Annotated in this window: 14 protein-coding genes; 6 read left to right on the top strand and 8 right to left on the bottom strand. The window is 67.3% G+C overall.

Translation table 11 applies throughout. From position 1 onward, the window contains the following. Positions 1–2: 2 nt before the first annotated feature. Positions 3–1,298: an extracellular solute-binding protein gene (locus tag VJ109_RS09190; protein WP_324756185.1), complete on the bottom strand. Its 1,296-nt coding sequence runs from the start codon at positions 1,296–1,298 to the stop codon at positions 3–5. Between the two features lie 244 nt (positions 1,299–1,542). Here VJ109_RS09190 and VJ109_RS09185 point away from each other — a divergent pair, with 244 nt between their 5' ends. Beyond that, positions 1,543–3,597 carry an alpha-amylase family glycosyl hydrolase gene (locus VJ109_RS09185; protein WP_324756183.1) on the top strand — a complete coding sequence of 685 codons (2,055 nt, stop codon included), beginning with the start codon at positions 1,543–1,545 and terminating at the stop codon, positions 3,595–3,597. 85 nt (positions 3,598–3,682) lie between these two features. Further along, complete coding sequence (locus VJ109_RS09180) at positions 3,683–4,696, top strand: lysylphosphatidylglycerol synthase domain-containing protein (RefSeq protein WP_324756181.1); 1,014 nt, start codon at positions 3,683–3,685, stop codon at positions 4,694–4,696. A gap of 10 nt (positions 4,697–4,706) precedes the next feature. Here VJ109_RS09180 and VJ109_RS09175 read toward each other — a convergent pair whose 3' ends face one another. Next, positions 4,707–7,250, bottom strand: coding sequence for a glycoside hydrolase family 15 protein (locus tag VJ109_RS09175; protein WP_324756179.1), 2,544 nt, complete (start codon positions 7,248–7,250; stop codon positions 4,707–4,709). 139 nt (positions 7,251–7,389) lie between these two features. Between VJ109_RS09175 and VJ109_RS09170 the strand changes: the two genes are divergently transcribed. After that, positions 7,390–8,553, top strand: coding sequence for an ABC transporter ATP-binding protein (locus tag VJ109_RS09170; RefSeq protein ID WP_324756177.1), 1,164 nt, complete (start codon positions 7,390–7,392; stop codon positions 8,551–8,553). A 51-nt stretch (positions 8,554–8,604) separates the two neighbouring features. On the opposite strand, the gene VJ109_RS09165 is transcribed toward VJ109_RS09170, so the two are convergent. Both VJ109_RS09165 and VJ109_RS09160 read right to left on the bottom strand, forming a co-directional pair. Continuing rightward, positions 8,605–10,629, bottom strand: coding sequence for a DUF7997 domain-containing protein (locus VJ109_RS09165; protein ID WP_324756175.1), 2,025 nt, complete (start codon positions 10,627–10,629; stop codon positions 8,605–8,607). 119 nt (positions 10,630–10,748) lie between these two features. Beyond that, positions 10,749–11,003 carry a hypothetical protein gene (locus VJ109_RS09160; RefSeq protein WP_324756173.1) on the bottom strand — a complete coding sequence of 85 codons (255 nt, stop codon included), beginning with the start codon at positions 11,001–11,003 and terminating at the stop codon, positions 10,749–10,751. Between the two features lie 131 nt (positions 11,004–11,134). On the opposite strand from VJ109_RS09160, the gene VJ109_RS09155 reads away from it, so the two are divergent. After that, on the top strand, positions 11,135–12,178 hold the full coding sequence (locus VJ109_RS09155) for a TrmB family transcriptional regulator (protein WP_324756171.1): 1,044 nt from the start codon (positions 11,135–11,137) through the stop codon (positions 12,176–12,178). Here VJ109_RS09155 and VJ109_RS09150 read toward each other — a convergent pair. Both VJ109_RS09150 and VJ109_RS09145 read right to left on the bottom strand, forming a co-directional pair. Further along, complete coding sequence (locus VJ109_RS09150; RefSeq protein ID WP_324756169.1) at positions 12,175–12,675, bottom strand: type IV pilin N-terminal domain-containing protein; 501 nt, start codon at positions 12,673–12,675, stop codon at positions 12,175–12,177. The two genes, VJ109_RS09155 and VJ109_RS09150, sit on opposite strands and share 4 nt — an antisense overlap. Positions 12,676–12,760: 85 nt before the next feature. After that, complete coding sequence (locus tag VJ109_RS09145) at positions 12,761–13,759, bottom strand: glutathione S-transferase family protein (RefSeq protein WP_324756167.1); 999 nt, start codon at positions 13,757–13,759, stop codon at positions 12,761–12,763. A gap of 166 nt (positions 13,760–13,925) precedes the next feature. On the opposite strand from VJ109_RS09145, the gene VJ109_RS09140 reads away from it, so the two are divergent. Next, positions 13,926–14,459: a 50S ribosomal protein L16 gene (locus tag VJ109_RS09140; RefSeq protein ID WP_324756165.1), complete on the top strand. Its 534-nt coding sequence runs from the start codon at positions 13,926–13,928 to the stop codon at positions 14,457–14,459. Between the two features lie 191 nt (positions 14,460–14,650). Here VJ109_RS09140 and VJ109_RS09135 read toward each other — a convergent pair whose 3' ends face one another. Further along, the gene (locus VJ109_RS09135) at positions 14,651–15,475 is read right to left on the bottom strand and encodes a hypothetical protein (RefSeq protein WP_324756163.1); all 825 of its coding nucleotides are present in this window, start codon (positions 15,473–15,475) and stop codon (positions 14,651–14,653) included. Between the two features lie 104 nt (positions 15,476–15,579). On the opposite strand from VJ109_RS09135, the gene VJ109_RS09130 reads away from it, so the two are divergent. Next, a complete protein-coding gene (locus VJ109_RS09130; RefSeq protein WP_324756161.1) occupies positions 15,580–16,575 on the top strand; it encodes an ornithine cyclodeaminase family protein in 996 nt (331 codons plus the stop codon). A 16-nt stretch (positions 16,576–16,591) separates the two neighbouring features. On the opposite strand, the gene VJ109_RS09125 is transcribed toward VJ109_RS09130, so the two are convergent. Further along, positions 16,592–16,813, bottom strand: a complete 222-nt coding sequence (locus VJ109_RS09125; RefSeq protein ID WP_324756159.1) for a DUF7535 family protein — start codon at positions 16,811–16,813, stop codon at positions 16,592–16,594. Positions 16,814–16,889 lie beyond the last annotated feature (76 nt).

Here is a 16,889-nt window from a genome sequence, read left to right as displayed (position 1 = left end):
CTCTAGCCTTCCCAGTTGCTGCGGATCTCCGATGCGGCCGTGTCCAGCGCCTCCTGTGCGCTGGCGTCGCCGTTGAACGCCTTGGTCAGTGCGTTGCCGACCGGGTCCCAAACGTCGTCCATCCGGGGTGCGCTCGGCATCGGGGTTCCCTGGCCGGCCGACTGGGAGTAGGCCTGGACCGCCGCCGGGAGGTCGGAACTGCCGACGAGGCTGTCGAGCACCGGAATCGCGCCCTGCTCCTGGGCGAGCGTGCTGAGGTGGTCCTCGTTGGTGACGTACCACTCGACGAACTCACGCGCCGCCGTGGCGTCGGCACCGCCTTCCGCCATCGGCTTGGCGAAGTACCACACCGAAATCCCCGTGTAGGGGCTCGGCGTGCCTCCTTCCATCTCGGGGAAGCTGAGCACTTCGTAGTTGATGTCGTTGTCGCTGAACGTGGCGAGCGCCCACGGCCCGTTGATCGCGAAGGCGGCGTTGCCCTCGTTGAACGCCGCGGCCTGTGGCTCGTAGCTCGGGTCGTTGGGCATGTACGGCCGGAGGTTCTCCAGAGCGTACTCCAGTCCCTGGACGACCTCATCGGAGTTGACACCCAGGGGCTCGTCGGCCTGGGGGTCGTAGTAGTGGCCCCCGAACGCTTGCAGGAACCCACTGGAGAAGTACGGATCGAACGGGTACGAGAGCCCGTACTGACCGTTGTCGGGGTCGTGGTGCTCGTCCATCATCGAAACCATCTCGTCCATGGTCTCGGGCACCGAATCGACGATGTCCATGTTCGCGATCGGCGTGACCGTCTCGGCACCGAACGGCAGGCCGACGAGGTTGCCCTCGTACTGGACGGCGTTCTGTGCCGTCTCGGTGAACTGGTCGAGGCTGATCGAGATCCGGTCGCGCTGATCGACCGTAAAGCCCTGTTCGTAGGTGTTACCGGCCCAGTCGTGTGCCCAGTCGAAGATCTGGGGGCCTTGACCGGCCGGGATGGCACTCGACGTCTTCTTCTGGAGGTCCGAGATGTCGGAGCCTTCGATCGTGTGCTGGCTCTGGTCGTTGAACGTACCGACGATGTCCTCCCGGATCGCCGCCTCGCTGTCACTCAGCGACCACCAGGCGGTCGCGGTGCCCGCGGGACCCTCGCTGTCAGTCGAGGACCCGCCGTCACTCGATCCCTCGTCAGTTGAGCTACTTCCGGAGCCACCGTCTCCAGAACCGCCGTCCTGTTGTTGCACGCTACACCCGGCAAGGGCTGCTGCCGCGCCAACGCCACCGATCCGTGTGAGGATTGTTCTGCGATCCATTGTCATGGATGGATAATGGATGAAATAGTCGTTCACAACTTAAGCCATTCGATTGTTCAGACACGTTCATGATATACGCCGAGACACCATCGGCTCCGCGAGAACAGAATCGCCCGTCGCCGGCCGCTGCAGGCTCTGACACGAACGACGGCCTACGTCCATAAAAGTTCTACGAAATCATACCTCGTACTTTCCAGCCAGTAGCGCCGGCGGCGAAAGACCCAATTACCCCACTGTGTACCGTGGGCGTATGCACCATCCCGGCCCACCACGGTTCTGTCACGTCACCGAGTCCGTCGAACTCGCGCCGCGAGAACCCGACCCCGACGCGTCGTACCACTGGACGCTCACCGAGACGCCCGACGACAGCGACGCGACGCTCGGTGACGGCCCCGTCGTCCACCTCGAACCCGATCGGCCGGGGAGCTACCGCGCCGAACTGACCGCACCCGACGGGACACACAGCCAGACGGTCCGAGCCTTCCCCGAAGCTGTGACCGAACGCGTCCGGTTCAGCGTTACCGAGGACGACATCGTGGATGGAGATACGGACCGCTCGGACATCGAGGAGGCGGTCGTCATCGGGAAGTTCAACGACTTCACGATGGGCGAACACCAGGCCCGCAGAGAAGGGGAGGAGTGGGTCTTCGAGACCGACCTCCCGCCGGGGACGCACAGTGTGATCTTCGCGTTCGACGGGGGGTTCGACCCTCACGCCACCGACGAAGTGACCGTCGACGGGCCGGGCCGCCCCCGGATCGAACTCGACGGCAGCGTTGCAGGCGAGGAGCTCGTCGTCACTGCCGACGCGAAGGCCGCCCCGGACGGCGGCGACCCCGAGGTCGAGTTCCACCTGGACGACCGGGACGCACTCGCGGCGGCGGACGTGACCGTCGAGGGCGACGAACTCCACGTCCCGCTCGACGCCGTCACCGAGGGCGCACGCGTCCACGCGGTCGCCGTCGCCGAACACCACAGCATCGCCGACACGCTCGAAATCGGCGGGGACGGGGCGGTCCACCGACCGGCCGACGCCCCCGAGTGGGCAGGCGACGCCACGGTCTACGAGATCTTCGTCCGGGAGTTCGTCGGCGACATCGCCGAGACCTCCTTCGCCGAGATCGAACGGCGGGTCCCCTACATCGAGTCTCTGGGCGTCGACGTGGTGTGGTTCACGCCCGTCGCACAGAGCCCGACCCGGCACGGCTACCACATCACCGACCTGTTCGACACCGCCGACGACCTGGGGACCCGGGCGGAGTTCGAATCCCTCGTCGACCGCCTCCACGAGGCCGGCATCTCGGTGCTGTTCGACCTGGTGATCAACCACACCTCTCGGGATCACCCGGCCTTCCAGTTCCACCGCTCGGGGGTCCACGGCTACGAGGACCACTACGAGCGGGTCCCCGCCGAGGACGACACTTCCGACATCGACTGGGCCGGCGACGACGCGCCGGGCCTGTATTTCAACTGGACCCGGATTCCGAACGTCAACTACGACTCGCTCGCCGTCCGGGCGTGGATGCTCGACGTGGTCGATGAGTGGGCCGGCGTCGTCGACGGCTTCCGCTGTGACGTGGCCTGGGGTGTGCCCCACGGCTTCTGGAAGGAGGTTCGCGAGCGCGTGAAAGCCGAGAACGGCGACTTCCTCCTGCTGGACGAGACGGTCCCACGGGAGGCCGACTTCCGGGAGAACGAGTTCGACGTCCACTACGACACCGACTTCTATCAGACGCTGCTCGCGATCGGCCGCGGCGAGGACCCCGCCGCCGCCGTCTTTGACGCGCTCGAATCCTCCCAGGTCCGGGGCTACCCCGATCGGGCGGTCCACATGCGCTACGTCGAGAACCACGACGAGGACCGCTACCGCGACCAGTGTGGCGTTGCCCCGCTACGGGCGGCCGTTGGTGCGACGTTCACGGTCCCCGGCGCGCCGATGATCTACTACGGCCAGGAGCGCGGCGTCGAGGACCAGCGCGGGACGATGCGCTGGCACGACGGCGACAGCGAGTTGACCGACTTCCACCGTCGCCTCGTCGCACTCCGTCAGGGCCATCCCGCGTTGCGCGCACCCGGCGTCGACCCGGTCGAAGTGACCGTCCACGAGGGCGACCCGGAGGACGTGGTCGCCTACCACCGATCGGACGGGGAGGAGTCCCTCGTCGTAGTCCTGAACTTCGGGGCCGACCCGGCCACCGTCGCCCCGGCTGTCGGCGTTACCGGTCGGGATCTGGTCACAGAGAGCGGCGTGGCGACCGACGGCGGCCTCCGGGTCGAAGATATCGTGATCACGCCAGCCGAGTAACGTCCGGAGCCGGCTACTGTGTCGAACGTAGACATACGGATGTCTCATAGAAACCGTCAACCGACCGTCGGCAGGTGTCCCGAGTATGGCCGCTCCCCGACGCCCAGTCCTGCGGTTCGTTCTCGGTGCGACACTGGGGAGCGTCGCACTCGCTGCCTACCTCGCTTTCGCCGGCTCCGACTCCGTTCTCGCTCGAGCGAGTGCTATCGCCCCCTGGGCCGTCGCCGCCGTCGCCGCGCTCGTCGTCGCCGAGGGACTGGCCGACGCCATCGGCGTTTGGGCGTCGATCCGGCCGCTGGGTGAGGGGCTCTCGGGCGGCCAGAGCGTCCAGTTCGCGCTCGCCGGCGACTTCTTCGATACGCTCAGTCCCGCCGGGCCGGTCAGTTCCGAGCCGATCATGGCGCGGTTCATCGGCGTCACCACCGACACCGGCTACAGCGAGGCGCTGGGCGTCCGCAGCGTCGCCAAGTACGTCAAGTCCGGCACCCAGTTGCTCCTCTCGACAGCCCTCGCTCTCCTGTTGCTGGTCGGGACGCCCGACGCCCGCGTCGTCGTCGGTATCTTCGGCGTCGCGCTGCTCGGACTGCTGGCCGTGGGTGCGGCCCTGCTGTGGAGCCGGCAGCGGCTCTCCCGGGCGATCGTGACACTGCTCGCGCCGCTCGTCGGCTTCCTCTCGGCACGGTACCGGGAGAACGCACACGACCGCTCGGCCGTCGCCGCTGCCGTCGACCAGTTCTGGGCGCGCGTCGTTCGCTTTCGCGACCGGCCGGGGCTGCTCGCGCTGATCGCGGTCGGCGGCCTCCTCGAACAGGTCCTGACCGCGACTGCGCTCTGGGTGGCGCTGTCGGGAACAGGGACGACCGTGCCACTGTTGCCGATCGTCGCGCTCGTCCCGCTGCCCCAGGCAGCCAGCGCGGTCCCGATCCCGGCGAGTCTGGGCGCCTACGACGTGTTGCTGAGCGGCGCGCTGGCTCTCGTTGTCGGCGTTCCGGCGGCGACGACGGCAGCACCGGTGTTGGTCGTGCGGGCGCTCTCGATCCCCTTCGCGCTCTCGGTCGGTGGCGTCGCAGTCGCGTTTCTCCGTGGCTGGCGACCCTGACCTCCGACGCCTACTCGCCTCGGTAGGTCACCGTCCGCCGTTCCAGCGCGACCGCGGCGTCGACGATGTCGTCGGCGTCGTCTGCGGCCACGAAGGTGACGGTGTTGCGGATGCCCGAGAGGGGGATCTCGACGGTCAGGTCCCGGCCGTCGGGTTCGATGCGTCGGGTCTCCTGGCCGTTCCGGACGATCAGTTCGGCCGCGTCGGTCGTCACCTCGACGGCCAGCGGCGACTCCTCGGTGGTCGTCGGGAACTCCCCGACGGTCAGCGAAGGGCGCTCCCGCTCGGTCCCGAACCGCGCTTCGACGACGGCGGGCGTCTCGACCGGTTCGCCCGCATCGATCCCGTGAGCCAGGCGGACGTACTGGGCCATCGACCACGACAGCGGCGTCGCCGAGCCGGTCCCCTCGCCGAACGCCCAGCCGTACTCGGTGGGTTCGTCACGGTCCCAGACCTGTTCGGGGATCATCCGCCCCTCGTTGGCGAAGGCCGCCATCGTCGACAGGAGGGTCCGGGGGGAGAGTTCGCCCGAGTCGGTCCCGCGGCGGAGTTCGTACTCGCCGCGTTCGCCGGTGAGGATGGGCCAGAGCCGTCCCTGTCCCTCGCTCTGCCAGGGCGATCCGTCCGCCGACTCCCCGTAGCCGTCCCCGTTGTAGCGGTACCACGCCGGGCCGTTGGGCGTGTCCCGGCGGATCGTCCCGTCGACGACCGAGACCGAGTTGCGGATTACCGGGTCGTCGGCCGACACGATCCCCAGCCGGACGAGTTCGAGGAAGCCGGCGTCGATCACGGCCCGCTCGTCCAGCGTCGGACCACCGTTTGCGAGGGCGAGGTCGGCGCCGTCGTCGGGATCGGTGTCGTCGTCGATCCGCATGTAGTAGGGCGGTTCGTTGCCGTCCGCGCCCGTCGTCGTCGCACACCACGCCTCGACGGAGCGAGCCCAGTCGTCGGCGGTCGCGAGCCAGACCAGCGCGTCGACACGCTCGTCTTCCTCGGCGGCCAGCGCCGCGGCGCAGGTCAGCCCGGCGATCTCGGCGGCGATCGTCGAGGGCGAGTAGCCCCCCGCCTCCTCCCAGCGCTCCTGGCCCGTCGCCGGGCCGCTGCCCGCCACGTAGTCGGCGGCGGCTTTGAGCTGGTCGTAGCTGTACTCGACGGCGTCGAATCCCAGGCCGTGGCGGTCGGCCAACTGGGAGGCCATCACCAGCGGGAGGGCGATCTCGTCTAACTGCTCGCCGCCCCAGCGCAGGCGGCCATCGACGAAGGTGTTCTGTGGGATAGCGCCGTCCTCGCGTTGCTGGTACTCGAAGACGTACTCGACGGCACGCCGAGCGCCATCGACATCGCCCATCGCCCGCAGGGCGGTAAAGGACTGGTAGAGGTCCCGCGCCCAGACGAAGTTGTAGCCGTAGTCGCTGGGCGTCGACGCGCCGACGGCACTCCCCCACGGGACCGACGGGCTGGCGATACCCGCCCCGAGGTAGGTCTTGTCCTCGACGGCGGCGAGCACCATCGCGGCGACGCGGTACTGGGTCGCCAACTCGTCGTCCCCGGCGACGCTGTCGGGGACCGACAGCTCCCCGAGGTACGCCTCCCAGGCCGAGACGTACGCCTCGCGGGCTCGCTCGTACCCCGCATCGACGGCCGCCCGTGCGGTCTCGCGGGCGGCCTCCTGGTCCCGGTCGGTCGCGAACCCGAGCGCGAGGTGGGCCCGGCCGCTACCGGTCAGGAGGCGGCCGGCGAGGTCGACGACGCCCTCGACCGACGCGTTGTTCGTCCACTCGCCGGCTTCCAGGAGCGCCTGGCCGTCGTCGGGTTCGAGCGCGCCGGCGCGGCTGAACCCGCTTTCGGCGACCATCCCCAGCGCGACCTCGTAGCTGTCGCCGTCGTCGCGGACGACGTGCTGGCCGTCGTTTTCGTCGGTGTCCCAGGCAGCGAGTTGGTAGCCGTCGGCGGTCGGCACACGCCGGCCGAAGTCGGCGCCGGCGCTCTGGGAGCAGGCGGTCCGGGCGACGGCGTACACCTCGTGTCGGCCGGCTCCGTCGAAATCGACCCGTCCCAGCAACGCGTCCCGCTGAGGGTCTGTCACCCACTCCGCGGTGAGTTCCCAGGCGTCGCTCTCGGTGGGGGCGAACGTCTGTTCGTAGACGAGCGCCCGGTCGGTCGCCAGCGTCGTCGACCGCTCGACGCTGTCGGGCGTCGTTCGATCGGTCCGGTGGCTCCGCCAGGCCCGTCGGCCCTCGGTGTCGACGACGACGAACTCCAGAGTCCGGAGGTTCAGCAGGTCCACGCGCGGATACCGGATCTCTGTGACCGCCCCCTCGGTGAACGTCGCCCACACCCGCGAGGGCGCGTCGTCCCCGTGGTCGGGGACCGTCGCCACGCCGAACTTCCGTCCGGTCGTCCAGGTCGGCGGGGGTGCCTCGATGGCTGTCTCGGTCGCCGTCCCTGTGTCGGTAGCAGTGGACTCGCCCCCGCCGAACCGGCCCGGACAACCGGCGAGACCGGCCATCCCGATCCCGGTCGCGAACCGCACGAACTCCCGTCGTCGCGTCATCTGCTCCCCCCGTTTGGCCCCCGACCGTGAATCATTGTCGGCCCGTCGAACCGATCGCGTAAATTAACTACGAATTTTCCCATCATAGATTTCAGAATTTGGGGAAGGTTTATCATTGAGGAACCAAACATCGGGAGTAATGGCGAGTCTCGAACTTGAAACGCTTCGGAAGGAGTTCGACGGTGGGTCCATCGTCGCTGTCGACGACCTGGACCTCTCGATCGACGACGGGGAGTTCGTCACCGTCGTCGGGCCGTCGGGGTGCGGGAAGTCGACGACACTACGGATGATCGCCGGGCTCGAACGACCGTCGAAGGGCCGAATCCGCCTCGGCGGGGACGATATCACCGACGTTCACGCGCGCCATCGCGACGTGGCGATGGTGTTCCAGAACTACGCGTTGTACCCACACAAGACCATCGAGCAGAACATGGCCTTCGGGCTCCGGATGAGTACGGATATGTCCGCCGAGGAGCGCGAGAAACGCGTCTCCGAGGCCGCCGAGATGATGGGGATCGAAGAGCTGCTGGACGACACGCCCGACGAACTCTCCGGCGGGCAGAAACAGCGCGTCGCACTGGGCCGTGCGATCGTCCGCGAACCCGAAGTGTTCCTGTTCGACGAACCGCTCAGCAACCTCGACGCGAAGCTCCGGACGACGATGCGTACAGAGATCCAGCGTCTCCAGGAGGAGCTGGGCATCACAGCGGTCTACGTCACCCACGACCAGGAGGAAGCGATGACGATGGGCGACCGCATCGTCATCCTCAACGACGGGAAACTCCAGCAGACCGGCGAGCCAACCCGCGTCTACAACAACCCGACCAATCAGTTCGTCGGCGGGTTCGTCGGATCACCCTCGATGAACTTCGTCGACGTGACCGCCGAACCGATCGACGGCGGCGTCCGGCTCACCGGCGCCGACGGCGCGTTCACCTACGACCTGACGAGCGGACGGGCCGACGCCTTCGGCGATATCAGCGGGGGCACGTACGTGCTGGGCGTCCGCCCGGAGCACGTCTCCGTCGGCAACGAGGGGGCACAGTCGGCCGTCCCGGCTGTCGTCGATGTCGTCGAACCCGTCGGGAGCGACAACTACCTCTATCTGGACCTGGGGACCGACGCCCGGGAGTTCGACACCGAGGGCGCGCCGGAGTTCATCGCGCGTGTCGCCGCCGACATCGAACCCGAGGTCGGCGAGACGATCCACGTCTCCTTCGACGAATCGTCGGTCCACCTCTTCGACGACCAGACCGGCGAGGCGGTCACCGCTGTCGAGGAAGAACCCGTCCCAGCCAAATAACCGGCCCTCGTCGTTTTTCATCTCTTCTCTACAGAACCGATCTGCAAGGGGCTACTCGGTCGCCCCGGCCGCCTCCGCCGCCCGTAACTCGCCGATCGAACTGAGGTGTGCGACCGTCGCCAGCCGGAGAGCGTGTGGCCATCCCAGCGGGGTCGCACAGTCCGGTGTGCCGTCGTCGTACAACTGCTCGGAGAGGTAGCCGCTGGGCTGGACGAGCGAGCCGCCGGGGAGGAGCTCCCCGAGCAGATCCCGCGAGCGGGCGTAGGCGGTCGCCGCCCGGACGTCCTCGCCCCGGTTGTCGAGCAGTGACCCCAACTGTGCGGCCGCGTTGGCCCCCCAGGCGGTCGAGACCGTCCAGACCTTCTCGTCGGCCTGGGTGTTCCGTCGCCACTCGTCTCCCTCGAACCGGACGAGCCCGCGGATCGCGTCGGTCTCGCGTTCCAGGCCGTCGAGGGTCGTCCGGACGTGGGTGTCCAGTCGGTCCAGCGTCCCCTCGGGGAGGGCGGCGACCTCGGCGTACTCCCGGAGGGCACCGACCAGCGCGAGCGTCCCGGAGTCGAGTCGCTCGTCGAGTTCGCCGTCGTGGTCCCGGAGCGCGTAGTAGTCGCCAGTCCAGAGCCCGTCGAGGCCGTCGTGGACGGTGCGGGCCTGCTCGCGGGCGTGGTTCCGGAGCGGTTCGTTGACCGGCGCGCGGGCGACGGCGGCGTAGGCGTGCAGGAACGTCGCGGCGGTGTGAGTAAAGCGCCCCTGCATGTTCTCCCAGGCGTTCTGGCAGTCGATCGGCAGCCCGTCGTCGACGAGCGTCTCGTCGAGGCTCTCGATACCACGCGCAATCGCCGTCTCGATCCGCCCCGGATCGTCGGGGGAACCGGTCCGGAGGAAAGTCCCAAGAAAGCCCAGGACGCTCCCGGTCTGGTCGGCCTGGTAGTCGGTGTCGCTCCCGCTCTCGATGCGGGCGTTGGCCCAGCCGGGTGCCAGCGTCTCGTCGCCGGGCCAGACGCGGTGTGGCCAGCTCCCGTCGGAGAGCTGTGTCCGACAGTAGAAGGCCGCCGACCGCTCGTTCCAGTCGGCCAGCCCCAGATCGAGGAGCTGATCGCCCGACAGCAGGAAGTCGGCGATCTCGGCGTCGTCCCGGAACCACGTGTAGCCGTAGCCGCCGGAGGTGACGAAGAACGGATCGAAGTCCGGACCGGCCATCCGGGCGCCGTTGCTCGCCGACAACAACGAGACCACGCGCAGGTCGTCGACGATCGACTCCCGGTGTGGTGTCGATTCGGGAACCGACCAGGGTCGGCACCCCTCGCTTGCCTCACACAGCGTGCCGACGCTGTCGTGACTGCTTGCGAGGGCGGCGACCTCCGAGAGAGCGTCCTCGCGGGTCGTCTCGGTGATGTCGGTCACCAGTGTCACGAGCGTGACCTCGTGGTCCTCGAAGGGGGCGCTCACGACGGCACCGCCGGTCAGGACCGCGTCCTCGTAGCGTTCCTGTGTCGTCTCCCGGGGGAACTCGACCGGGCCTTCGGCGACTAGTTCGTCGAACCGCTCGGGGATCTGTCCGTGGACGGTCTCGATGCCGGTCGAGACGCCGACGTAGTCGTGTTCGTCGCGGTGGTACGCCTCGACCGCGTCGTCGTGGACGAGCAGGCTCGTCCGCCCCTCCCGGCCGTCGGGGGCGAAGCCGACGAACGCCTGCAGCGTCGGGTTCGAGGGCGCGTCGCCCCGGAGTTCGAACCGCGTGACGTGTGCCCGACCGATCGTACAGTCGTACTGGGCGACCGACCAGCCCGACTGCTCGTGGACGGTCTCGACGACGCCGGTCTCCCCCCGGTAGCGCTGTTCGCCGTCGTCGTCGAACCAGCACACGTCGTCGGTCTCGACGCCGAACCGCGACTGGTCGATACCCGAGAGCCCACAGAGCGGATAGGAGTAGTCCCGCAGCGAGCCGTCGGCGTCGACGTAGACGAGCCGGTCGGCGAAGCCGGAGAACATGCCGGCGGTAGAGCGCAACTCCCCCGGGAACCGCCGATCGTGGTCCCGGTTCCGTTTGAAATCGTTCAACGATGTCCGGAGCGTCATGGTCACCAGTCAGCACCCCCGACACTATAAATTATGGTGTAATACTTTTTCATAGTTGAAACGGGGCCTGGGAGAGGATCTATCCGCGTCCCGGATCGGCCTCCGGTGAGCGGTCGTCGCTACGTGGGGAGATCGCCGGTCGTGGTGACCACGGTGACGCGGCTGGCTGCCGGCGCGTCGTCAGTCGCTCGGGCGGAGTCGTGGTTCGCGTGACCGGACAGCGCCGGGTCGACGACGAGATAGCGGTCGTCCCCCGATCCCTCGAAATCGACAGCCAGAAGCGGTGTCCCCTCGTCGGGGCGGGCGACGTGGTCGACGGTCAGTTCCCAGTCGCGGTCGTCGGTTCGGGTGTCGTCCGATCGGATATCCCGCACCTGAACGACCAGTAGCTTGACCCGTTTTCGATCAATAGTGGCAGACTGCAACGGAAATAATGGGTAGACCGGCACCGGCCCGAATACGACCGAAACACAATTAGTCGTGACTACGGAGGTTCTGACAACAGATGGACGATGCAACGCTCGCAGCGCGACTCGAACAACTGGGCCTCTCCGAGAAGGAGGTCGATACGTACCTGTCGATCCTCCGGACCGGCGAAGCCAAGGCCAGCGAGATCGCCGACGACACCGGCGTCTCGAAGCGATACGTCTATAGCATCAGCGAATCGCTCGAAGACCGCGGGTTCGTCGAGGTCAACGACCACGTCGTCCCGACGACGATCCGGGCTCGCCCGCCCGGGGAGGTCATCGACGCCCTGACCGACCAGTTGACGGAGATGGAGACGGCGCTGGCCGATCGGTTCGCCGACACGGATCGGGAACCCCAGCAGTTCGACGTGATCAAGTCCCGCGTGACGGTGGTCAAGCGCCTCAGCGAGTACATCGCCGACGCCGAAAGCGAAATCATGCTCTCGGTCCCCCAGCAACACCTCTCGGAGATCGGCGACGACCTCGCCGCTGCAGTCGACCGCGGCGTGCTCGTCATGCTGGTCGTCAACAGCGCCACCCGGATCGATCCGACCGACGTGGAGGGGAAAGCCGCTGTCGCTCGCGCCTGGGAGCAGGAGATGCCGATCATGCTCACGGTCGATGGCCAGTACGGGCTGGTCGCCCCGGCGGACATGGTACTCCGGACGAACTCCGACCAGCGGGCGATCGCGTTCGTCCAGAGACAGATCGTCCCGATCCTCTCGGGGTCGTTCCTCGGGAACTACTGGCCGATGGCGACCGAACTCCACGTCGGCGAACCACACCCGCTCCCGGAGACGTACCGGAGCTTCCGTCATCTCGTGTTACAGGCCACGCTCCGGCTCCGGGCCGACGAACCGGTGACGTTCGCTGCCGATGTCTCTCCCGTCCAGGCCACCGACGACCCCGGACACATCGAGGGACAGGTCGTCGACACGCGCCAGGGGATGGTCGAACCACAGACCAACGCCTATCCGATCGAACACACGCTCGTCGTCGAACTGGGCGACGAGACGGTGACCGTCGGTGGGCCGGGCTCGTTCCTCGAAGACTACGAGGCCAACGAGGGCCGTCTCAGCTAACGGGTACTCGGGTCCGGCCAACGATAGATGACGTACGTATTCGTCTCCTCGCTGGTGGCCGGTTCCCAGACGATCCGGAGTGTCGCCTCGCTCAGGTCGAGATGTTCGCCCGACCCGACGCCGCTGAACTGCTTCGCGTTGATACTGATCTCCGTGCCCGAACTGATCTCGGTCGGCGCCTGTGTCTGTATCGGATTCCCGGTCAGCGAGACGTCGTTCCCGCTGGAGTCTTTCACGTCGCTCACCGTCACCGAGAGCTCGTTTCGCTGGAGCGTCTCACCGCTCCCGACACTCAGGTTGAGATACTCGCCGTTCGGGCTGGTCTCTTTACTGTAGTCGGCGACGATCGCCGTCTGTGGCGCGTTTTGCGGCTGCTGTTGGCCGATGTTGAGGACGAACGTCCCGACCACGGCAGCGAGAATCACGACGATAGCGACCATCAGTACCACACCGATAACGGTGCTTACCCCCCGCTCGTTCCCAGCGTCATCCCTCATTGCACCAGTATCTGGGGGTGGAACGTAAAAACGCTGCCGTCCCCTCAGCGTGCGATATGTCGGCCGGAGAACCCGATGGGCTCGGTCAGGCCGTCGCGAGGAGATCGTCGGGGAGTTCACCCGGCAGTTCGTCCCGGTCGTGAGCGGCCTCGAAGTCGGGGGCGGGACCCATCGGCACGATCCGTTTCGGGCTGACATCCGGATGGGTCGTGTAGTAGTGTTCCTTGATGTGGTCGACGTTGACCGTCTCTGCGACGCCCGGCGTCTGGTAGAGGTCCCGCAGATACGGCCAGAGGTTGTCGTACTCGCGGATGAGCTTGTGGTTGCACATGAAGTGGGTGTGGTAGACCTCGTCGAACCGGACCAGCGTGGTGAACATGCAGATATCCGCCTCTGTCAGCCGGTCACCGGCGAGATACCGCTGGTCTGCGAGTACCTCGTCCCAGTGCTCCAGGGCGTCGAACAGTTCCGTGACGGCGTCGTCGTAGGCGGCCTGCGTGTCGGCGAAGCCGGCCCGGTAGACGCCGTTGTTGATCGGCTCGTAGATCTCGTCGATGATCCGGTCGATTCCGTCCTGATAGCCCTCGGGGTAGAGGTCGACGTCGTGTTCGGCGACGCCGCCGAACTCGGTGTCGAGCATCCGCAGGACCTCCTTGGACTCGTTGTTGACGATGGTCTCCTCCTGTTTGTCCCAGAGGACCGGCACCGTCACCCGGCCGGTCATCTCCGGGTCGGCCGCGACGTAGACCTCACGGAGGTAGTCGGCGCCGTTGACCGTGTCCTCGGTACAGCCGGCTTTCTCGGGGGTGAACTGCCAGCCGTCGTCGTCGCGGTACGGGTCGACGATATCGACGCTGATCGCGTCTTCCAACCCCTTGAGTTTCCGGACCAGCAACGTCCGGTGTGCCCACGGACAGGCCAGCGAAACGTAGAGGTGATACCGCCCCGCCTCGGGCTGGAACCGCGCGTCAGGGTCGTCCTCGATACGGTCACGGAACGACGTCTCCTGCCGGTCGAACTCACCGTCCTCGTTGGTTGTCTTGTAGGCGTCTGTCCGCCACTCGCCGTCGACGAGCATGTTCATTGTACCGTATCTGAAGGCGTCGACGACCATAAACACCCCAGCGAGGTAACACCAGTGCCACCCGCACTCCGTAGCCGTAGCGACTGCTGTCAGTCACCCACACGGCGTCGTCCCGGCTTCGAAGCGCTTATCCCCCCGCTCGGCTACGTATCCGCCAAGAGTATCTATGTCGGAGAAACCCGCCTCAATGTACCGGGACATCGACAAGCCCTCGTACACCCGACGCGAGTACATCACGGGCATCCCCGGATCGAAGATCGCACAGCACGAGATGGGCCAGAAGCAGACCGATCGGGACGAGTACCCCGTCCAGATCAGCCTCATCGTCGAGGAGTCCGTCCAGTTGCGCCACGGCTCCCTGGAGGCCTCCCGCCTCTCGGCCAACCGCCACCTGATCAAGGAAATCGGCGAGGACGGCGACTACAAGATGACCCTCCGGAAGTTCCCCCACCAGGTCCTGCGGGAGAACAAGCAGGCGACCGGTGCCGGGGCCGACCGTGTCTCCGACGGGATGCGCCAGGCGTTCGGAAAGATCGTCGGCACCGCAGCCCGCGTCCAGTCCGGCGAGCGCCTCTTTACGGCCTACTGCCAGGTCGAGGACGCCCCCCACGTCAAGGAAGCGTTCCGCCGTGCCTACAACAAGATCACGCCCTCCTGTCGCATCAAGGTCGAACGCGGCGAAGAACTGCTGATCGCGTAACACCACGTTTTGCTGCGGTAGACTTCCTCGGCCGCCTCCAGGGATCTGCTGAACCCCCTTGGATAGGCTTCTCGGCCACGCTTCGCTCGGTCGAGTGAAACGGCTCGCTCGCCGTCTGCTTCTACAAGCGAGACGGATCGATCCGGTTAGTCGGACCGCGGCGGCTTCCCCGTCTGTGACCCACGAAGGAACTACTCCTCGCTCGGGACCGTCGTCGTCCCGACGTCGCTGTACCGGACCGATTCGGTCACCCGCAGTCGCGTCCCGCCGCGGACGACCGTATACTGGAGGGCGTACGAGCGGACGATGCCCTTCGGCGTCACCGTCGCGGTGAAACTCACGCCGCCGACCCGGTCCCCGCCAACGAGGGGTACTCGGCCACGGTCGGTCGCGCCGTCAGTCGTGACGCGGTACAGTGGCGCCCGGTTGATCTGCATGACTTCCTCGTTAGTGAGCGAAACGTCGGTGACGTTGACGGCGCCGAACAGTATCCGCAACCGCTGATTGTAGGTGGGATCGAACGACAGCGCCGCCCGTGGCGGGAGCGGTGGACCGCCGATACCGCGGCTGTCGGCGACGATGCGTCGATCTGTCGTTCCGTTCTCGGTCATCCACTGGACCGCGCGCCCGTCCGCCCAGCGAATGCGGACGGTCCGGTCGGTGACAGTACCCCCGGTGACGGTTCTGACCGCGCGGTAGCTGTCGTAGCCCGCGGCGATCTCGGCTCGCGTGTGCTGGCGCAACCGGACGGTCCCCTCGGTCGTCTCGACCAGGCGCCGACGGTCGACCGTGTACGACCGGTTCGAGAGGTGCGTGACGTGGGCGCGTGCCAGCGCGTCAGCGTCGTCGATCCCGGCTTCGGTGAGCCCCGGTGCGATCCTGACGGTCGCAGGATCGGGCGCTGGAACCGGGGCGGGCGTGACGGGTTCGGTCGGGCCAGTCCCGCCGACGAATCCGCCACAGCCCGCGAGGGTGAGACAGAGCACAACACCCAGTACCCGGAGCCCACCGTGCATACGGGAACGTCGGCGCCGAGCGGCATAACGGCTCGGTCGACGGAGGTACCGTCGAGCGAAGCGCCTGTTCCACCTATAAGTTCCAGCGGGTCCCACCATCGGACATGCAGACCCTGTTGCTCGGTCCGGACGCAGTCGAGAGACACGCCGACCTCCCCGCCGTCGTCGACGCGGTGTCGGCCGCGTTCGCCGCGGACGCACGCGGGGCGACGATCATGCCCGCGAAGTCCTACATCGACCTGCCCGAGTACAACGGCGACTTCCGGTCGATGCCGGCCTACGTCAACGCCGGCGACTGGGACGCCGCGGCGGTCAAGTGGGTCAACGTCCACACGGACAACCCGACCGACCACGACCTGCCGACGGTGCTGGGGACGCTCATCTACTCGGACCCGGAGACGGCGTTCCCCCTCGCCGTGATGGACGGGACCGTCCTGACGCGGCTCCGTACCGGCGCGGCCGCGGCCGTGGCGACCGACCACCTCGCGGTGCCCGACGCCGACTCGCTGGGGTTGGTCGGTGCCGGGACCCAGGCGTACACGCAACTGGCGGCCATCGCGACCGTTCGTGACATCGAGACGGTCGTCGTCGCCGACCGGGACGAACAACGCCAGCGGGCCGTCGTCGATCACTTCGGCGACCGCTTCGACGTCCGCGCCGGACCCATCGAGGAGGCAGCCGGCTGTGACGTGCTCTCGACGATCACGCCCGTCGAGTCGCCCATCGTCGACCGGGAGTGGCTGGGCGACCACACCCACGTCAACGCCATCGGCGCCGACGCCGCCGGGAAACACGAACACGACGACCGGACGTTACTGGACGCGAAACTCGTCATCGACGACTACGAGCAGTGTACCCACTCCGGCGAGATCAACGTCCCCTGGAGCGAGGGTGTCCTCGACGACGGGGACATCTACGGGGAACTCGGCTCGATCGTCGCCGGCGATCTCCCGGGCCGGGAGTCGGCGGACGGCATCACCCTCTTTGACTCGACCGGTCTGGCGATCCAGGACGTGGCGGCGGCCCACGTCGCCTACGAGAACGCCCGCGAGGCCGGCGAGGGAACCGACTTCGAACTCGTCGGGACCGACACCACGTGAGCGGACGGCCGGCGAGCTAGCTCGGCGTCAGCGCCTCGGTCACCTTCGAGATCAGCCAGACGATGACGAGGAAGGGCAACAGCGGGACCAGCAGGACCGCGAGCCCCAGGAACATCCCCCAGCCGAAGACGTCCATCTCCCAATCGTGGTGGGTGCCGGTCAGCGGCGTCACGCTCCGGATCGGTTCCGGAATGATCGACTCTGTCGCCTCCGCGTCGGTGGACGCATCGTCTGCCATGCCCGGACGTTCGCTCGAAGTGACAATAAGCCTATGCCACCACGTCGTTGGGTGTCACGCTGTCGACCCGGTCGGC

It is taken from the genome of Haloarcula montana (genome assembly GCF_035666295.1).
Classification (GTDB): Archaea; Halobacteriota; Halobacteria; order Halobacteriales; family Haloarculaceae; genus Haloarcula; species Haloarcula montana.
The sequence above is the reverse complement of the archived record's forward strand: the minus strand, read 5'-3'. Positions and strand labels throughout refer to the sequence as shown.